Origin of the sequence: Enterococcus sp. GC34, assembly GCF_040886645.1 — a bacterium.
GTDB classification, from domain to species: domain Bacteria; phylum Bacillota; class Bacilli; order Lactobacillales; family Enterococcaceae; genus Enterococcus; species Enterococcus faecalis.
The window spans coordinates 322,957-338,872 of record NZ_JBFOEF010000001.1; the positions used below are offsets into that span (position 1 = coordinate 322,957).

Consider the following 15,916-nt stretch of genomic DNA (forward strand, 5'->3'; position numbering starts at 1 on the left):
CTTTTTATTTAACTAAAGCAAGGAACGATTTTTAATATACATCCGTATCCGCATTATATTTCGCTAAATTATCTTTAACATCTCGCAAGAACTTACCTGCTTGTTGTCCATCTAAAATTCGATGATCAATAGAAAGACATAAGTTAACCATATCTGCCACTTTAAAGCCTCCATCTGCGGTTGGCACAAGGCGTTTATTAATTGACTCTACTTGTAATATCGCAGCTTGTGGATGGTTAATAATTCCCATCGATTGGACGGAACCTAGTGTTCCAGTATTATTAAGAGTAAAGGTCCCTCCTTGCATTTCCTTGCTTGCTAGCGTTCCTTGTCGGACTTCTTGTGCCAAGCGATTGATTTCTTTGGCTAGCCCTGCAATCGAATAGTTATCCGCTTGTTGAATCACTGGCACATAAAGATGCTCGTCTGTCGTTACAGCTATGGATAAATTAACATCTTTATGATAAATAATTGAGCCATCATCCCAAGATGTATTGATTTTTGGATTTTTCTTTAACGCTTGAATGACTGCTTTGGCAAAAAATGGGAAGAAGCTTAGAGACAGGCCTTCTTGTTGTTTAAATTCATCTTTTAATGAATTTCTAAGTTGGACTAAGTTGGTTACATCCGCTTCCACCATTAACCAAGCGTGAGGGATTTCGTTGACACTTTGGACCATTTTTTTAGCAATCGCTTTACGTACAGGATCTGCAGAGACAATTTTATCTGTGGTTGTTTCAGTTGGACTAGCTGTTGCGGCGCTTTCATTTTGCGAAGCAACTGGCTCCTCTGAAATTGAAGGGCTAGTTCCTGGACTCACTGTTTTCTCAGGCGTTCTTGCCTGTGTTGGTGTAAAGTTTGTAACATCTTTTCTAGTAATTCGGCCATCACGACCTGTCCCTGTAACTTGTGTTAAATCAATCTTTTTTTCTTGGGCAATTTTAAGGACTGCTGGGGAATAACGACCATTATTTTTTTGATGGGACGTCGCAGTGCTTGTTGTTTCAGCCGTTTCATGTTCTTGTGCTTGTTCCGCACTTGCTTCTTTCACTGGTGCTAAAGTAGCTACTTCTGTTTCTTCTGTTGTTTCTTCTGTCTCTAACGTCATCACCGCTGTTCCGATGGGCACATCTGTATCTAGAGAAATCAGAAATTCTTTTACTACACCATCAAAATCTGATGGGACTTCCGTGGTGACTTTATCAGAAACGACTTCCATTAAAGGATCATAGCGTTTCACTAAATCTCCTGGTTTAACTAACCATTGGACAATGGCTGCCTCTGTGACACTTTCGCCTAGATGAGGCATTTTGATTTCTTTTGTGGCCATTTATTTTTCCTCCTTGCTTCAATTAAAATTCTGCTAATTCTTTCATTGCTGCTAATACTTGCTCTTCATTGATTAAAAATTCTCTTTCTAAAGGTAATGAATAAGGCATGCTTGGACAATCAGGTCCTGCAAGTCGTTGAATCGGTGCATCTAAATCAAAGAGAGCATCTTCTGAAATCATTGCTGCAATTTCACTCATCACGCTGCCTTCTTTATTGTCTTCTGTTACGAGTAAAACCTTCCCCGTTTTCTTAGCTGCAGCCACTAATGTTTCGCGATCTAAAGGATATAATGAGCGAACATCGACGATTTCGGCATCAATTCCTTCAGCGGCTAGTTTTTCCGCCGCAGCTAAAGCTAATTGCAAGGTCATGCCGTAACTAATCACGGTTAAATCACTACCCGTTCTAACGACATTGGCTTTGTCAATTGGTACGATATAATCATCTGCAGGCACTTCATCTTTTAGTAAACGATATAAACGCTTATGTTCGTAAAAAATGACTGGATCATCGGAACGAATTGCTGCTTTAATCATCCCTTTTGCATCATAAGGATTAGAGGGGGTCACCACTCTTAATCCTGGTTGTCCACAAAAAACTTTTTCTGTAGACTGAGAATGATACAGCCCACCACGAACACCGCCGCCATAAGGGGTCCGATAAACGATTGGCGCAGTCCAATCGCCTTTTGTTCTATAGCGCATTGTCCGAGCCTCTGATAACAATTGATTGGTTGCAGGCAAAATGTAATCCGCAAATTGAAATTCACCAATTGCACGATAACCCATTAAACCTAAGCCGACAGCTAAACCACCAATTAAGCCTTCTGTTAACGGTGTATTAAAACAACGCTCGTCACCGTATTTAGCAGCCAAGCCCTTTGTTACACCGAATACGCCGCCTTTGTCCCCGCCGACATCTTCCCCAAAAATAACTACTTTTTCATCACGAGCCATTTCTTCAGAAATTCCTAAGTTAATTGCTTCTAAATAAGTCATCTCAGCCATTATATTTCTTCTCCTCTTCTCTTATTTTGCATACACTTCTTCTAAAATTGATGTCGGTACAGGATCTGGCATTGCTTCTGCTTCATCCGTTGCTTGATTGATTTCTGCACGAATTTCTTCATCAATTTTGGCAATGTCTTCGTCTGTTAAATAGCCCTCTTCTAATAATTGTTTTTCAAAAAGCTTCACTGCATCGTTCTTTTTCATTTCTTCAATTTCTTCTTTTGAACGATAAACAGATTGATCATCGTCAGCGGAATGAGAAGTCAAGCGAGAAACCATTAATTCAATCAATTTTGGTCCTTTTTTCCCGCGAGCCGCTTTTACTGCTTCTTTAAACGCTAGATAGACTTCAGTAAAATCACTACCATCAACGGTCACACCTTCAAAGCCATAAGCTTTCGCGCGATCGGCCATTCGTTTATTGGCATACTGTTCTTCGATTGGGACAGAAATCGCATATTCATTATTTTCGACAACAAAAATGACTGGTAATTTTTTTACGCCTGCAAAGTTCATAGCTTCTTGGACTTCTCCTTGATTGGCAGAGCCTTCCCCAGTGGTGGTCAATGCAACAAAATCAGCTTTTTGAAGTTGCGCTGCATAACCAACACCTGTCGCTAATGGCATTTGTGTACTTACTGTTGAAGAGAAGGAAACAATATTATGCTCTTTTGAACCATAATGATTCGGCATTTGACGACCATGGGAAGAAGGATCCGCTTCTTTTCCAAAAGAACCCATTAAAATATCTTTGGAGGTCATGCCCCAAACCAAGCACGCGGTCATATCACGATAATACGGTAAAAAATAATCTTTTTGAGGATCAAAAGCCATCGCCATCGCTACTTGTGCAACTTCTGCCCCTTGACCAGAAATATTGAAAGAGGTCTTACCAATCCTTGTTAATTGCCACAACCGTTCGTCTAAACGACGTCCTCGTAGTACTTGACGATATGCCTGAATCAATTCTTCTTTTGATAAACCCGATTTTTTAAGCGCTTTCATTTTCATCAACCTTTCTCTATTTGTGAATCGCTAAGCCATAAGTATCTAAGGCTGCTTCTTGCAATACTTCTGTCATTGTTGGATGCGCATGGATTGCTTCGCCAATTTCAATGGGCGCGGCATCTAAATACATGGCAGTACTTGCTTCGGCAATTAAATCCGTGACATGCGGCCCAATCATAGAAACCCCTAATAAATCATCGGTCTTCTTGTCACGAATTACTTCTATAAAGCCATCTGTTTCTCCATAAACAAGTGATTTACCATTACCGTTAAAATTAAAGGTACCAATCACTACTTCTTTATCTGCTGGTAAAGTTTCTCTAGTATAGCCGACACTTGCTATTTCAGGATTTGTATAAACACCTCGAGGCACGTTTGTATAATTTAAAGGTTCAACTGTCTCGTCTAAAAGATGCTGAACAGCTAGCTCTCCTTCTTTCATAGCCACATGCGCTAGTTGAAGTGTATCGATACAATCACCAATCGCATAAATATGTCCTTCTGTGGTTTGATAAAATTCATTTACTTCAATGCCTTTGTCAGTATATTTCACTGAGGTATTCTGTAACCCTAACTTATTGATATTGGGCTGACGTCCAATTGCTACCATGACTTTGTCAACGGTGAGGGTTTCTTGTCCTTCAACTTCTACTTGAACCTTTTGTCCAGTAACTTTCGCTTCTTGGACTTTGCTACCTAATAGAATGTTAATTCCTCGTTGCTCTAAACGTTTCTTTAATTCTTTAGAAATTGTTGCACTCTCATTTATAAGTAACCGATCCAAAAATTCAATGATAGTTACGTTGACACCTAAACTATTTAATAAAGAAGCCCACTCGACACCAATAACGCCACCACCAATAATTGCAATTGATTCTGGTAATTCTTCTAATTCAAGCATCCCATCAGAAGATAAGATAAATTCTTCATCCAGTGGCAAATTAGGTAACGTTTTAGGACTAGAGCCTGTCGCAATAATGACATTTTTAGGAACAATAATTTCTTCTTCCCGTGTTGGATCATTAAACGTAACTGCCACTGCGCCAGAGACTGGTGAAAAAATAGAGGGACCTAAAATCGCACCTTCGCCTGCTAAAATTTTGATTTTATTTTTTTTGCATAAGCCTTCAACACCTTTGTGTAACTGCTCAATAATTCCTTCTTTCCGTTGTTGTATTTTAGAAAAATCAATGGACGCTGCCTCTGTTTCAATCCCAAAAGAAGCCGCTTGTTTTAAGGTATCAAAAACTTCTGCGCTTCTTAATAAAGCTTTTGTAGGGATACAGCCTTTGTGCAAACAAGTGCCACCTAATTTGTATTTTTCAACAATTGTGACGTTTAGCCCTTTTTGTGCGGCTCGAATTGCTGCTACATAGCCTCCTGTTCCGCCACCTAAAATCAGTAAATCTGTTTGTTCCGCCATTTTGATCACTCCTGCTCAATTTTTGCTTCACTATAATTTAAAGCTTGTTCTTCCCCTGTTAATACTCGATTGACGCCTTCATATAAAGCAGCCATCTCCATTTCACCTGGGTAAACCTTAATTGGTGCAATCCAAGTGACTTTTTTACTAATTTCTTGAACAACGGTTTGCGAATAGGCTGCGCCCCCTGTTAAAATAATTGCATCAATTGTGCCTTCAAGAACCACGGCCATCTCGCCAATACTTTTTGCGATTTGGTAACACATTCCTTTTAAATAGTAATTTGCTTTTTGATCACCTGCAGCTATTTGTGCTTGGATATGCCGTAAATCTGTTTCACCTAGGTATGATTTAAGACCGCTATTACCCGCAATTAGCTTTTTCACTTGGCTAATCGTCAACTCCTGTTCAAGTATCCATTGCGCAAATTCAACGAGCGGTAAGGCGCCACTGCGTTCAGGCGTATAAGGACCTTCACCATCAAGCCCATTTACCACATCCACCATGCGGCCTTTTTGATGCGCCCCCAAGCTAATTCCCCCACCTAAATGAACAACGATAAAATTACTTTGCTCATATGTTTTCCCTAAATCCTCAGCGATTTTTCGAGCGACCGCTTTTTGATTTAAGGCGTGACCAACGCTACGCCGCTGAATGCCTTTTAATCCAGAAATCCTGGCTAATGGCTGTAGCTCATCTACAACAACAGGATCGACAATAAAGGCTGGCACGTGATATTTTTCTGCAAACTCATTAGCTAAAATCGCCCCCAAATTTGAAGCATGGGTATTAAAGCGTTCTGTCCGCAAGTCTTCTAGCATTTGTTGATCGACAAGATACGTACCTCCAGGAATAGGCTTAAGCAAACCACCACGCCCTACGACAGCGGCTAATTGTGTGATGTTATGTGTTTCTAAAAATTCCGCGATCATTTGTTTTCGAAATGGTGTTTGACTGACAACATTTTCAAAAGGTGCCAATTCTTGGACGCTATGTCTAAGCGTTTCTTCCGCCAAGCAATCATGATTAGCAAAAAGCGCTAACTTCGTGGAGGTCGAGCCAGGATTAATAACCAATACTGTTTCCATTGTTTTCTGCTCCTTTTTTTAAACTTGTCTCATGGCAAATCTTAATGAATGGAATTTGCTTTCTGTCGAATCGCTTCTAGATGTTAAAACGACTGGGACTTTTGTGCCAACAATCGTTCCTCCCACCTTGGCGTGCCCAAACAAGGTTAATGATTTGTATAAACAATTTCCAACATCAATAGTTGGGACCACTAAAATATCTGCATCCCCCATGATAGGACCGCTGTAACGTTTATGCGCAACCGCTTCTTCAGAGGTTGCTAAATCAAGCGAAAGTGGCCCAAAAACCGTAGCCTCTTGTTGATCATTAAAATGTGTCGTGACTTCTTTTGCTAAAACAGACGAAGGCATTTTAGGATTGAAATTTTCCGCTGCGCTTAACAAAGCAATTTTCGGGTGGTGCAGTCCCAATTTTTGGGCGACTTCTTTAGCATTTTCAACAATTTCAATGAGTGTCGCTTGAGTGGGGGCGATATTCATCGCACAATCGGTTAACAAGAAGGTTTTTCCCGCAGGCAGCTCCACCATTGCTACATGGGAAAGAATCGGTTTATTTTTTAATTGATGCTCGCTTTTCAACATTTCTTTCAGTAATGTGTGGGTCTGAATAATTCCTTTCAATAAAATTTGTGCTTGACCGGTTGCAACTAGCCTGACAGCTTCCCGTGCTACCGCGGCCTCATCTGAGCAATGAACATATTTCCAGAGATTTTCAGTATCAAGATTTTCATTTGTATCAAATACAATAAACTGCAACGGTTGCTCGGCTTCTTTTAGCGCTTTTTTAACTAGCTGTAAAATCTCTGGTTGCGAACCTCCTGCAATTGAAACAGTGATCATTTTCTCACCTCATTTTTTCTTCTTTACACTTTAAATCTACCTCAGTATGTAAGCGCATACAAATTGTTAATTTTTATGCCCTTATTAATATTTTTTATAGAGAAGGAAAAGCTTAGTAAATCAAGCTTTTCTTTCTCTAAACAATTGTTATCTAATTTACTTTTCATGAAAAAACTTCTTTTCTAAGAATGAAAGGAAAACTTATGTTTCGGCACAGCTGTTTATTTATGTCCGATCCTAAAGCATGTTATACTTTAGATACTTATTTTTAGGAGGAATTAAATGGCACTACTACTATTCTTTTTGTTTATCGCCCTACTAGGATTTGGTATATTAAAAATTAATAACCGCAGTATCCTCGGCGGTATCACTCTGGCTTCTGGCACCTTATTATCATTAGTCACCTTACTATTTATCGGACTAGACAAAATTTATTTACATTTTAAGAATGGCGACTTAATTACCTTGGCTATAGGTTATCTATTAATTCCCGCTGTGTTTATCGGCATTTGCCTTTACTTTATTTTTAACTCACGTACGATGCAAACGAAAGAAGGCAAAAGTGTCACGGCTAAATTGTCTGCTGGCCTAGGGCTGAATTTATTAATTGCTTTACCCGCCTTTCTATATTTATTATCAGTTGGCACAGCGCAAATACCTTATGTGCTTTTTCTGTTCTTACTTTTTCTATTGTTAATGGATCTTTTGCTGACCTTTCTATTTGCTGCTTACGTCTTGTATTCATGGATGTACCAAATGATTCCTTTAAAAAAAGCGGTTGATTATATCATTGTTTTAGGTTCGGGAATTCGTAGCGAGGAAGTGCCTCCGCTTTTGAAGAGTCGGTTAGATAAAGGGATTGAATATTATGAAAAAAATCCCACCGCTAAATTTGTAGTCAGCGGTGGTCAAGGTCCTGACGAACCTGTGGCCGAAGCTTTCGCAATGAAAAAATATTTGCTTTCACAAAATATTCCTGCGGAAGCAATTTTGATGGAGGACCAATCCACAACCACTTATGAAAATATGTTGTTTTCTAAAGCAATCATTCAGGCGGATTGGCAAAAGATGCCGTCTGATTCTAAACAACCCTCTGTTATTTTTTCAACAAATAACTATCATGTCTTACGAGGAGCTATGTATGCCCATCGTGTTGGCTTAAAAGCTGAAGGTGTCGGGGCGCCAACTGCCTTATATTTTTTACCAACTGCTCTAATCCGAGAATACATTGCCTTACTGATTCATGATAAGCGAATTGTGCTTTTTGTTTTTCTACTTGTCACTCTTCTTTTAGGAATCAGTATCTTACCCATCTAAAAAACAGCGGCTCACATTTTTGTGAGTCGCTGTTTTTATTTTTTTAATATAAAAAGGTTTAATGAACGTAATTGGCTATCAATGCAATCAGCCATAAATGAAGCGGATAGAATCCGTAAAATAAATATTTGAAAAATGGTGCTTTGCTCCCTCTCTCACCATTGTAAAGCGATATAAATGGTAACACAGTGATAAACATAAAATCAGAATTATAAGCTAACATTTCAATTGTCGTTGGCCAATCTCCCAACCATTGAAAACTTGTAACTAAGAAAAAGAGCGCTAATGCACCATATAAACAGTTCCGTAAGACAAGTCTCTTTCTGGCTAGATACGTAATCAACATAAAAGGTAATATCACAATGCCACCTTCAGCAAACATTGCTCCTATTCCTAAAATTGCTAATATACTAATCAATAAAACAATTTTTAAACTGATTTTTGGCATCTCTAGCATCGCTTTTGTCACAATTAACATACTGACACCAAGGGCTAAGGTGAAGAAAATATTGTTGTGAACAGCGACAGCTGGATTATTCACTAAATGATTTAGCAGCGTATTTCCAACAAACATGATTGCTGCCCAAATATACAAACGACCATTGTAACGATAAACATTCCGTGTATAGTTGAACCCTTCTACAGCCATGTAACCAAAAAACACACCGACACAACGAGTAATTACATGAAAAATCAGTGCCCATCCTGGCGGAACAAAATAACTAATATGGTCAAGAACCATTAACCCCATCATCAATAACTTTAAGCGATTTGCGTTCATGAATCGTCTCCTTTATTTTTTCTACAGAAACTATCATATCTTTTTATATAACAGAAAACAACGAACATTCTTGTTAGATTCAACCATTCTTTTTGTCACTTTCGTTAAACTTGGTACCGCAAAGATAAATCTTCAAATAAATAATGTTGGTATTTAAATTGTTCAAAATGAATTTTTCGAATTTCTTGCTTAATAGCTATTAAGCATTCATCGACCGTCATCAATGATTCTTCTTTCAGAAGCGCCTCTTCTATTAATAATTTGCATTGGCAGTCAATCAATAAAAGTTGACTATAGAATGTGTAAAATGTTTCTTTATTTAATTTTTCAATCAAATTTTTAGCTTGATTCTGCAGCTTTTGATAACATTTGGTCAATTTTTGATAATCCATTAAATCAACTAACTGACCTTGTTTTAACATGTTACTAAAGTCTAAATCCCAAAGCATTTCTTTAGTCGGCTGTTGCAATAAATAATACATAGAATGACTACTAATAATTTCAGTGGTCGGTTCTTCAATTGTTTCATAAAAAGTCACAAAATATTCTCGCTCAATCACAGTAATAATTTCTTCTTCTGAAAGCTCACAATCTTCTAAATTTTGATAGAATATCAATAATTTAATCCGCTCATCTATTTTATTCAGCGAAGCGACTAATTCAGGAAAAAGAACCGACTGACAATTCTCTACTAATTCTCTTGCCTTATTTTGTTCATTTTTATAAAAGTTGTATAACTTTTTCCGCTGTTTTAACGAGTTTAGTAAGTTATCGGGTATATTCCAGTAATATTGTTTCTTCATAGCATTCCCACTCTTCTTTTTTATGTACAATTTTACAAAATTGGTCTTAGCCAATTTCGTCTCTAGTTATTCTATCAAAAAAGTGACGCTTTTTTACTGACAATAATTACTCGTTTTACGCCCAAAAAGTGAAAATTCAGCTGTTAAGTAATTATTGGGGCTTGTTTCCCGCAGGCCAAAAAAACTTTTTCCTTTTAAAAGTCCAGAAAAAGACCTACACTAGAGATAGACAAACGTTGGAGGGATTTAAATGGATTTACACTTAACGAATAAATTAGCATTAATTACTGGTTCAACCAAAGGAATTGGCAAAGCAATTGCGATTGAAATGGCTCGTGAAGGGACCGATGTCATTATCAATGGGCGCAATGAAGCCGAAGTAATCAAAGTTGTTGAAGAAATACAAGCAATGTTTCCAGACACTCGTCCTCAAGCAGGGACTGCCGATATTTCCATTGAAAGTCAACGAACTACGTTACTTGAAAAATTCCCTAAAGTCGACATTTTAGTGAACAATATGGGGATTTTTGAACCAATGGAATACTGGGATATCGATGACGCCACTTGGGAAAAATTTTTTACTGTGAACGTGTTGTCAGGCAATGCATTAGCAAAAGCTTATCTACCTAAAATGCTTGCACAAGATTTTGGTCGCATTATTTTCATTGCTAGCGAAGAAGCGGTGATGCCTTCTGGCGAAATGCCCCAATATAGCATGACAAAAACGATGAATCTTTCCTTAGCTAAAAGTTTATCCAACTTAACTGTCGGCACACATGTCACCGTTAACACGGTTATGCCTGGCTCAACCCTTACCGAAGGTGTAGAAAAAATGTTGGAAGATATGTACGCTGATTCAGACATTCCCAAAGAGGATTGGGAAAAAGATTTCATGAAAAATCATCGTTCTCGTTCACAAATCCAACGGCTCATTCGACCAGAAGAAATTGGTCGTTTTGTTACCTTTGTGGCCAGCCCGGATTCTTCTTCCTTCTCAGGAGAAGCCTTAAGAATCGATGGCGGTTTAGTTCCAACAATCTTCTAAAATAAACAAAAAAGACAGCCAGCAAAAATTCACATTTTTTGCTGGCTGTCTTTTTAAGCATATTAATTGATTACTTACCAAAAGTAAGTTATATTTATCTCGAATTCGAAATAAAAAAGAGGTGAAACAATGAGCCAACAACAAGAAGCTTTAAAAGCCTATATCGGTTTATTAAGAACCAGCCATCAACTAGAGCAACTTGCCAAGCAAGATGTCACTTGTTATGACTTAAACATTACAGAATTTTCAGTGTTAGAGCTGTTACTCCATAAAGGTTCTCAGACCATCCAAAAAATCAAGGAGAAAATTTTAATCGCTAGCAGTAGCACCACTTATGTTATTGACCAATTACATAAAAAAGGCTATGTAACGCGCACCCCCAGTGAAAAAGACCGACGCCTTACTTACGTCGAATTAACAGAAGCTGGAAAAACATTAATTGAAGAAATTTTCCCGACGCATGCAAAGCGAATTGCAGAAGCATTTGAACAACTCTCTTCTGAAGAATTAACTCTTCTTCAAAAAACTTTACGAAAAATAACAAATGAAACGAAATGAGGAAATAATGATGAAAAAAGAAGATCAATTATTAGGAATCCACCACGTTACAGCTATGACAAGTGATGCAGAAAAAAACTATCACTTCTTTACAGACGTTTTAGGGATGCGTTTAGTCAAAAAAACAGTGAATCAAGATGATATCTATACTTACCACACCTATTTTGCCGATGATTTGGGTACACCAGGTACAACCATGACCTTTTTCGATTTTCCCAATAACCCTAAAGGATTAAAAGGAACCAATACAATTTCAAGAACAGGGTTCCGGGTTCCTTCAGATGCAGCTTTGACTTATTATGAAAATCGCTTCAATGAATTTGCTGTCAAACACACAGGTATTTCTGAAGAATTTGGCAAAAAAGTCCTTCGCTTCTGGGATTTTGATGATCAAGCGTATCAATTAATCTCTGATGAATTAAATCAGGGTGTTGCAGCGGGCACCCCTTGGAAAAAAGGACCTGTTCCAACAGAATTTGCGATTTATGGCTTAGGACCTGTCGAAATAGCTATTTCCTATTTTCATGAATTCAAAGAAGTCTTTGAAGAAATTCTAGGCTTTCACGTAGTGGCACAAGAAGGCAATCTCTATTTACTAGAAGTTGGCCAAGGTGGCAATGGTGCCCAAGTCATTTTGGTAGACGATGATACTAGCTCACAAGCGCAACAAGGATATGGTGAAGTACATCACGTTGCATTCCGCCTAGCGGATCGTAAATCACTTGGGACTTGGCAAGCGCTCTTTGATCATTTAGGCTTACAAAACTCTGGCTATGTCGATCGTTATTACTTTGAATCATTGTATGTTCGTATTGGGCATATTTTAGTCGAATTAGCCACCGATGAACCAGGATTTATGGGAGATGAACCTTACGAAACATTAGGAGAAAAGTTATCTCTTGCGCCATTTTTAGAAAACCGTCGTGAATATATTGAGAGTGTTATCAAGCCTTTCAATACAAAACGAGCCTAAGGAGGAAAAAAACATGCATTCAATTTTAAAAAAAGGACATCCTGAAGCACCTGTCTTTGTGCTACTTCACGGTACAGGTGGTGATGAAACATCTCTCCTACCAATTGCCCAAGAACTAAATAAACAAGCTACTGTGCTAAGTATTCGTGGTGATGTTTCAGAAAATGGAATGAATCGTTATTTTAAGCGCCTAGCGGAAGGTCATTATGACTTAGAAGATCTAGAAAAACGCGGCGAGGCGCTTCATAAGTTTATTCAACAAGCCGCTAACGAGCATCAATTTTCATTGGATAAAATTATTTTTATTGGCTATTCAAATGGGGCCAATATCGCTATTCAATTATTGCTTACTCATCCCGATAGTTACCATCAAGCTGTCCTCTATCATCCCATGTTTCCTGTTGAATTGACCAATCAACCAGACTTGACCGACACTTCTGTTTTATTATCTCTAGGAGAGCATGACCCGATTGTTCCACTTCCTGAAAGTATGCGTGTGATTCAATTATTTCAGAATCATGGAGCAACCGTACAAGAGGTTTGGACACAAAGTCATCAATTAACTTATCAAGAAATTAAGGAAACACAAACTTGGTTGGCACATCTGTCCTCTTAACAAAAAGTGGGTCCTAAGTCGAAATGACTTAGAACCCACTTTTTCTATTTTAAGATAATTCACTGTCTGAGCTTCTTTTTATTCTGCCATTTGAACAACTATTTTACCAACTGCATGGTGCGTTTCACTGAGTGCATGTGCATCATAAATCCCTTGTCTAGAAAAAGGGAAAACTTCACCAATAATTGATTTAACTTTTCCAGCTGCCATCAAATCAGCAATTTTTTGTAATTGTTCTCCATTTGGTTGAAGCCAAATACTTTCAGCAGAAATATTTTTTTCGGCTGCCAATTGTTTATCTTCAATGCCCACAATTGAAACAAGACGACCTGTGTTTGGTTTTAAGACGTCAAAACTATTTTTTTGAACCTTACCACCCATTGTATCAAAGACCAAATCAACATCAGTTAATACCTCTGCAAAATTCGTTGTATGATAATCAATCACTTCATCTGCACCAATTTTTTTCAGTAAGGCATGATTTTTTGCGCTAGCGGTCGTGATGACATGTGCGCCCGCTTCTTTTGCTAGTTGAATCGCATAAGTACCGACCCCACCTGCACCAGCATGAATTAAAACAGTTTCTCCTTCTTTAAGGTGACCATGATCAAACAATGCTTGCCAAGCGGTTAAACCAGCCAACGGAACGGCAGCCGCTTCTTCAAAGCTAATTGTTTCAGGGATTTTTGCTAATAAATGATCATCCACAATCGTTACTTCTGCATAGGTGCCAAAACGAGTAGTTTCAGGACGAGCAAAAACTTTATCGCCAACTTGCCAATCCGTTACTTGACTCCCCACCTCTGTAATCACACCAGCGACATCCCAACCAAGAATAATCGGAAAGGACCAATCAAACATCTGTTTTAAATATCCTTCACGCAATTTCCAATCAATCGGATTAATTGATGTCGCGTATTCTTTTACCAACACTTGATGTTCCGATAATTCTGGCAGTGTTACTTCTGCTTCTTCAAGTACCTCTTTACTTCCGTACTGATTAATCACAACAGCTTTCATAAACCAACTTCCTCTCATTTGTTTCATTTTTCACACTTTTAGTATACGCCTATTGTCTTCTTTTTATACAAGAATATGCTTTAGTTAAATTGAGAGAAAGTGGCTGTTTTTAATCTATTATTCATAACGTAAAGATTCAATTGGATCTAATTTGGCTGCTCTTCGAGCTGGTAAAGTTCCTGCTAAAAAAGCAATAAACATAATAACTAAGATAATCGTTAGTGAAGATGGCAATGAAAATTGAATTAATTTAAATCCTGTTAAAGCCTTTAAAAAAGAATCCGTTGCCAAACGATTAACTAAATTTCCAACCCCAACAGCTCCTAAAATGCCTAATATTGAGCCAAAAAAGCCAATTAAAGCCGCCTCAACACTAAAAATCGTAAAGACTTTCCCATTGCTAAGACCCATGGCTTTCATTAAACCAATTTCTCGCGTTCTTTCTTGGACAGACATATACAGCGTGTTAATAATGCCAAAGCTTGCAGCTAACAAGGCAATTGCACCAAACATGGTTAAGACACCAGTGATTGCATTGATTATATTACGAATCATGCCAATTTCATCTTCGACAGTAGTCGCTAAATAGCCAGCTTTGTCTAAATCTTTTTTGATGTCCTTAATCTGCTCTGGCGTGCTGTCTTTTTTAACTTCAGCAATAATCATCGCGTATTGATTTTTTAAATGTTCTGGAAGATCTGCTTGATTGATTGAGACAACTTTATCAATCAATGCTTTATTCATCAGCGAGAGCCCATTTTGAATGACACTGGCATTTCTAACGCCAACAATTTTTGCTTCAATAACTTGCTCTTGTCCTTTCAAGGAACTTGAGATACCTAATTGAACTGTTTCTCCCTCGGCAGCTTTACTAGATGTATAGGCGAGCGCTTTTACATATTCTGGTGACAAATTAATTTCGAAGTCCTGGCTCGTTTGCGAAACTTTACGGCCAGCCGCTAAATCAATGGTCATCTCATCTAGCGCAGAAGTTGCTGAAAATACATATTTATGCTTATCTGCTCCTTTTATATAATCGATAGCAACAGATTTCATTGGTTCCACTGATGTAACATCCGAGATTTTTTTAATCTTCTCAATATCTTTTTCAGCAAGCATACTTTGTTGTTGAATCGTACTGGTTTTTTTCTCTGGATTATATTTACTTGGTTCTGTTCCGTTACCAACATTCATCTCCATTTTTGGCTGAATAAATAGCTGATTTGCACCACCGACACTGCCGACTTGTTTGTCAATATAATCATTTACACCAATATTGACTCCTGTAGTTAAAGCTATGGTAAATGCTCCAATAAAGATTGCAATAATGGTCAATACGGTTCGACCTTTATTACGCATTAAATTGGTACTAGCTGATTTTAAAATATCTCTAAATTTCATTTACTCATCTCCTCCTACAATCAAGCCGTCTCGAACATGAACTTGCCGATCACAACGTGCTGCTAAGTCTGGATCATGTGTCACAATAATTAAGGTAATTCCTTTATTTTTATTTAAATCAAATAACAATTCTTCAATTTTCTTCCCAGTGGCAGAATCTAAATTCCCTGTAGGTTCGTCCGCAAAAATAATTTGCGGATTATTAACTAAAGCACGCGCTATACATACCCGTTGTTTTTGGCCACCAGATAAATTATTCGCTTTGTTTTGAACTTTATCTTCCAAACCGACTGCTTTTAACGCATCTAAAGCCATCTTTTTCCTCTTGCTACCGGAAATACCACCAATTTTTAATGGTAAAAGAACATTATTTAAAACTGTATCCTTGGCATTCATAAAGAATTGTTGAAAAACAAAACCAAATTCTTCATTTCTCGTTTTATTCAGCACTTTCTTTCTAATACTAGTAACATTTTTACCATTTAAATAAATATCTCCTGAAGTTGGTTGATCTAACAATGCCAAAATGTGCATAAATGTTGATTTCCCAGAGCCACTTTTACCAATTATGGCCACAGATTCACCTTTTTCAACTTTTAAATCAACACCTTTTAACGCATCAAATTTTGTTTCGTTCTTTCCATAACTTTTTTTGATATTTTTTGCTTCAATTACCGCCATGTTACCCCTCCATTTTTCAT

The 15,916-nt window shown here is 37.8% G+C and carries 16 protein-coding genes; 5 read left to right on the plus strand and 11 right to left on the minus strand.

Annotation, left to right across the window (positions count from 1 at the left end):
- Nucleotides 1-31: 31 nt before the first annotated feature.
- Genes AB3I72_RS01505 through ptb form a run of 6 tightly spaced genes read right to left on the minus strand, consistent with a single transcriptional unit; the run spans nucleotide 32 to nucleotide 6,701 of the window.
- Nucleotides 32-1,330 (minus strand): dihydrolipoamide acetyltransferase family protein, encoded by a 1,299-nt coding sequence (locus tag AB3I72_RS01505; protein ID WP_368023446.1) that lies wholly within the window; start codon nucleotides 1,328-1,330, stop codon nucleotides 32-34.
- 22 nt (nucleotides 1,331-1,352) lie between these two features.
- Complete coding sequence (locus AB3I72_RS01510; RefSeq protein WP_368023447.1) at nucleotides 1,353-2,339, minus strand: alpha-ketoacid dehydrogenase subunit beta; 987 nt, start codon at nucleotides 2,337-2,339, stop codon at nucleotides 1,353-1,355.
- Nucleotides 2,340-2,360: 21 nt separating this feature from the next.
- The gene (locus tag AB3I72_RS01515) at nucleotides 2,361-3,353 is read right to left on the minus strand and encodes a thiamine pyrophosphate-dependent dehydrogenase E1 component subunit alpha (protein WP_002374771.1); all 993 of its coding nucleotides are present in this window, start codon (nucleotides 3,351-3,353) and stop codon (nucleotides 2,361-2,363) included.
- Between the two features lie 10 nt (nucleotides 3,354-3,363).
- On the minus strand, nucleotides 3,364-4,773 hold the full coding sequence (gene lpdA / locus AB3I72_RS01520; RefSeq protein ID WP_368023448.1) for a dihydrolipoyl dehydrogenase: 1,410 nt from the start codon (nucleotides 4,771-4,773) through the stop codon (nucleotides 3,364-3,366).
- Nucleotides 4,774-4,778: 5 nt separating this feature from the next.
- Nucleotides 4,779-5,861 carry a butyrate kinase gene (gene buk / locus AB3I72_RS01525; protein WP_061101136.1) on the minus strand — a complete coding sequence of 361 codons (1,083 nt, stop codon included), beginning with the start codon at nucleotides 5,859-5,861 and terminating at the stop codon, nucleotides 4,779-4,781.
- Nucleotides 5,862-5,879: 18 nt separating this feature from the next.
- Complete coding sequence (ptb, locus tag AB3I72_RS01530) at nucleotides 5,880-6,701, minus strand: branched-chain phosphotransacylase (RefSeq protein WP_173958446.1); 822 nt, start codon at nucleotides 6,699-6,701, stop codon at nucleotides 5,880-5,882.
- A 282-nt stretch (nucleotides 6,702-6,983) separates the two neighbouring features.
- On the opposite strand from ptb, the gene AB3I72_RS01535 reads away from it, so the two are divergent.
- Complete coding sequence (locus AB3I72_RS01535) at nucleotides 6,984-8,018, plus strand: YdcF family protein (RefSeq protein ID WP_368023449.1); 1,035 nt, start codon at nucleotides 6,984-6,986, stop codon at nucleotides 8,016-8,018.
- Between the two features lie 58 nt (nucleotides 8,019-8,076).
- On the opposite strand, the gene AB3I72_RS01540 is transcribed toward AB3I72_RS01535, so the two are convergent.
- Nucleotides 8,077-8,799 (minus strand): TraX family protein, encoded by a 723-nt coding sequence (locus tag AB3I72_RS01540; protein WP_061101133.1) that lies wholly within the window; start codon nucleotides 8,797-8,799, stop codon nucleotides 8,077-8,079.
- Between the two features lie 104 nt (nucleotides 8,800-8,903).
- Complete coding sequence (locus tag AB3I72_RS01545; RefSeq protein ID WP_002357466.1) at nucleotides 8,904-9,602, minus strand: hypothetical protein; 699 nt, start codon at nucleotides 9,600-9,602, stop codon at nucleotides 8,904-8,906.
- Nucleotides 9,603-9,852: 250 nt separating this feature from the next.
- Between AB3I72_RS01545 and AB3I72_RS01550 the strand changes: the two genes are divergently transcribed.
- The 4 genes from AB3I72_RS01550 (at nucleotide 9,853) to AB3I72_RS01565 (ending at nucleotide 12,794) form a co-directional block, all read left to right on the plus strand.
- Nucleotides 9,853-10,647 carry an SDR family NAD(P)-dependent oxidoreductase gene (locus tag AB3I72_RS01550; protein WP_368023450.1) on the plus strand — a complete coding sequence of 265 codons (795 nt, stop codon included), beginning with the start codon at nucleotides 9,853-9,855 and terminating at the stop codon, nucleotides 10,645-10,647.
- Between the two features lie 129 nt (nucleotides 10,648-10,776).
- Nucleotides 10,777-11,205: a MarR family winged helix-turn-helix transcriptional regulator gene (locus AB3I72_RS01555; protein ID WP_368023451.1), complete on the plus strand. Its 429-nt coding sequence runs from the start codon at nucleotides 10,777-10,779 to the stop codon at nucleotides 11,203-11,205.
- Between the two features lie 10 nt (nucleotides 11,206-11,215).
- Nucleotides 11,216-12,178, plus strand: a complete 963-nt coding sequence (locus AB3I72_RS01560; protein ID WP_368023510.1) for a ring-cleaving dioxygenase — start codon at nucleotides 11,216-11,218, stop codon at nucleotides 12,176-12,178.
- Between the two features lie 13 nt (nucleotides 12,179-12,191).
- Entirely contained in the window at nucleotides 12,192-12,794 is a 603-nt protein-coding gene (locus AB3I72_RS01565; RefSeq protein ID WP_010709448.1) for an alpha/beta hydrolase, read from the plus strand.
- A 78-nt stretch (nucleotides 12,795-12,872) separates the two neighbouring features.
- Here AB3I72_RS01565 and AB3I72_RS01570 read toward each other — a convergent pair whose 3' ends face one another.
- The 3 genes from AB3I72_RS01570 to AB3I72_RS01580 all read right to left on the minus strand — a co-directional run bounded on the left by AB3I72_RS01570 (nucleotide 12,873) and on the right by AB3I72_RS01580 (nucleotide 15,896).
- Nucleotides 12,873-13,841 carry an NADP-dependent oxidoreductase gene (locus AB3I72_RS01570; protein WP_368023452.1) on the minus strand — a complete coding sequence of 323 codons (969 nt, stop codon included), beginning with the start codon at nucleotides 13,839-13,841 and terminating at the stop codon, nucleotides 12,873-12,875.
- A 90-nt stretch (nucleotides 13,842-13,931) separates the two neighbouring features.
- Nucleotides 13,932-15,215, minus strand: a complete 1,284-nt coding sequence (locus AB3I72_RS01575; RefSeq protein WP_368023453.1) for an ABC transporter permease — start codon at nucleotides 15,213-15,215, stop codon at nucleotides 13,932-13,934.
- Entirely contained in the window at nucleotides 15,216-15,896 is a 681-nt protein-coding gene (locus AB3I72_RS01580) for an ABC transporter ATP-binding protein (RefSeq protein ID WP_002357457.1), read from the minus strand.
- Nucleotides 15,897-15,916: the final 20 nt, after the last annotated feature.

Bases quoted from the DNA above. Each gene is read 5' to 3' on its own strand.
- AB3I72_RS01580 (WP_002357457.1), bottom strand. From the start codon at position 15,896: ATGGCGGTAATTGAAGCAAAAAATATCAAAAAAAGTTATGGAAAGAAC.
- AB3I72_RS01560 (WP_368023510.1), top strand. From the start codon at position 11,216: ATGAAAAAAGAAGATCAATTATTAGGAATCCACCACGTTACAGCTATG.
- AB3I72_RS01575 (WP_368023453.1), bottom strand. From the start codon at position 15,215: ATGAAATTTAGAGATATTTTAAAATCAGCTAGTACCAATTTAATGCGT.
- AB3I72_RS01550 (WP_368023450.1), top strand. From the start codon at position 9,853: ATGGATTTACACTTAACGAATAAATTAGCATTAATTACTGGTTCAACC.
- AB3I72_RS01540 (WP_061101133.1), bottom strand. From the start codon at position 8,799: ATGAACGCAAATCGCTTAAAGTTATTGATGATGGGGTTAATGGTTCTT.
- AB3I72_RS01545 (WP_002357466.1), bottom strand. From the start codon at position 9,602: ATGAAGAAACAATATTACTGGAATATACCCGATAACTTACTAAACTCG.
- AB3I72_RS01535 (WP_368023449.1), top strand. From the start codon at position 6,984: ATGGCACTACTACTATTCTTTTTGTTTATCGCCCTACTAGGATTTGGT.
- AB3I72_RS01565 (WP_010709448.1), top strand. From the start codon at position 12,192: ATGCATTCAATTTTAAAAAAAGGACATCCTGAAGCACCTGTCTTTGTG.
- lpdA (WP_368023448.1), bottom strand. From the start codon at position 4,773: ATGGCGGAACAAACAGATTTACTGATTTTAGGTGGCGGAACAGGAGGC.
- AB3I72_RS01555 (WP_368023451.1), top strand. From the start codon at position 10,777: ATGAGCCAACAACAAGAAGCTTTAAAAGCCTATATCGGTTTATTAAGA.
- AB3I72_RS01570 (WP_368023452.1), bottom strand. From the start codon at position 13,841: ATGAAACAAATGAGAGGAAGTTGGTTTATGAAAGCTGTTGTGATTAAT.
- AB3I72_RS01515 (WP_002374771.1), bottom strand. From the start codon at position 3,353: ATGAAAATGAAAGCGCTTAAAAAATCGGGTTTATCAAAAGAAGAATTG.
- buk (WP_061101136.1), bottom strand. From the start codon at position 5,861: ATGGAAACAGTATTGGTTATTAATCCTGGCTCGACCTCCACGAAGTTA.
- AB3I72_RS01510 (WP_368023447.1), bottom strand. From the start codon at position 2,339: ATGGCTGAGATGACTTATTTAGAAGCAATTAACTTAGGAATTTCTGAA.
- ptb (WP_173958446.1), bottom strand. From the start codon at position 6,701: ATGATCACTGTTTCAATTGCAGGAGGTTCGCAACCAGAGATTTTACAG.
- AB3I72_RS01505 (WP_368023446.1), bottom strand. From the start codon at position 1,330: ATGGCCACAAAAGAAATCAAAATGCCTCATCTAGGCGAAAGTGTCACA.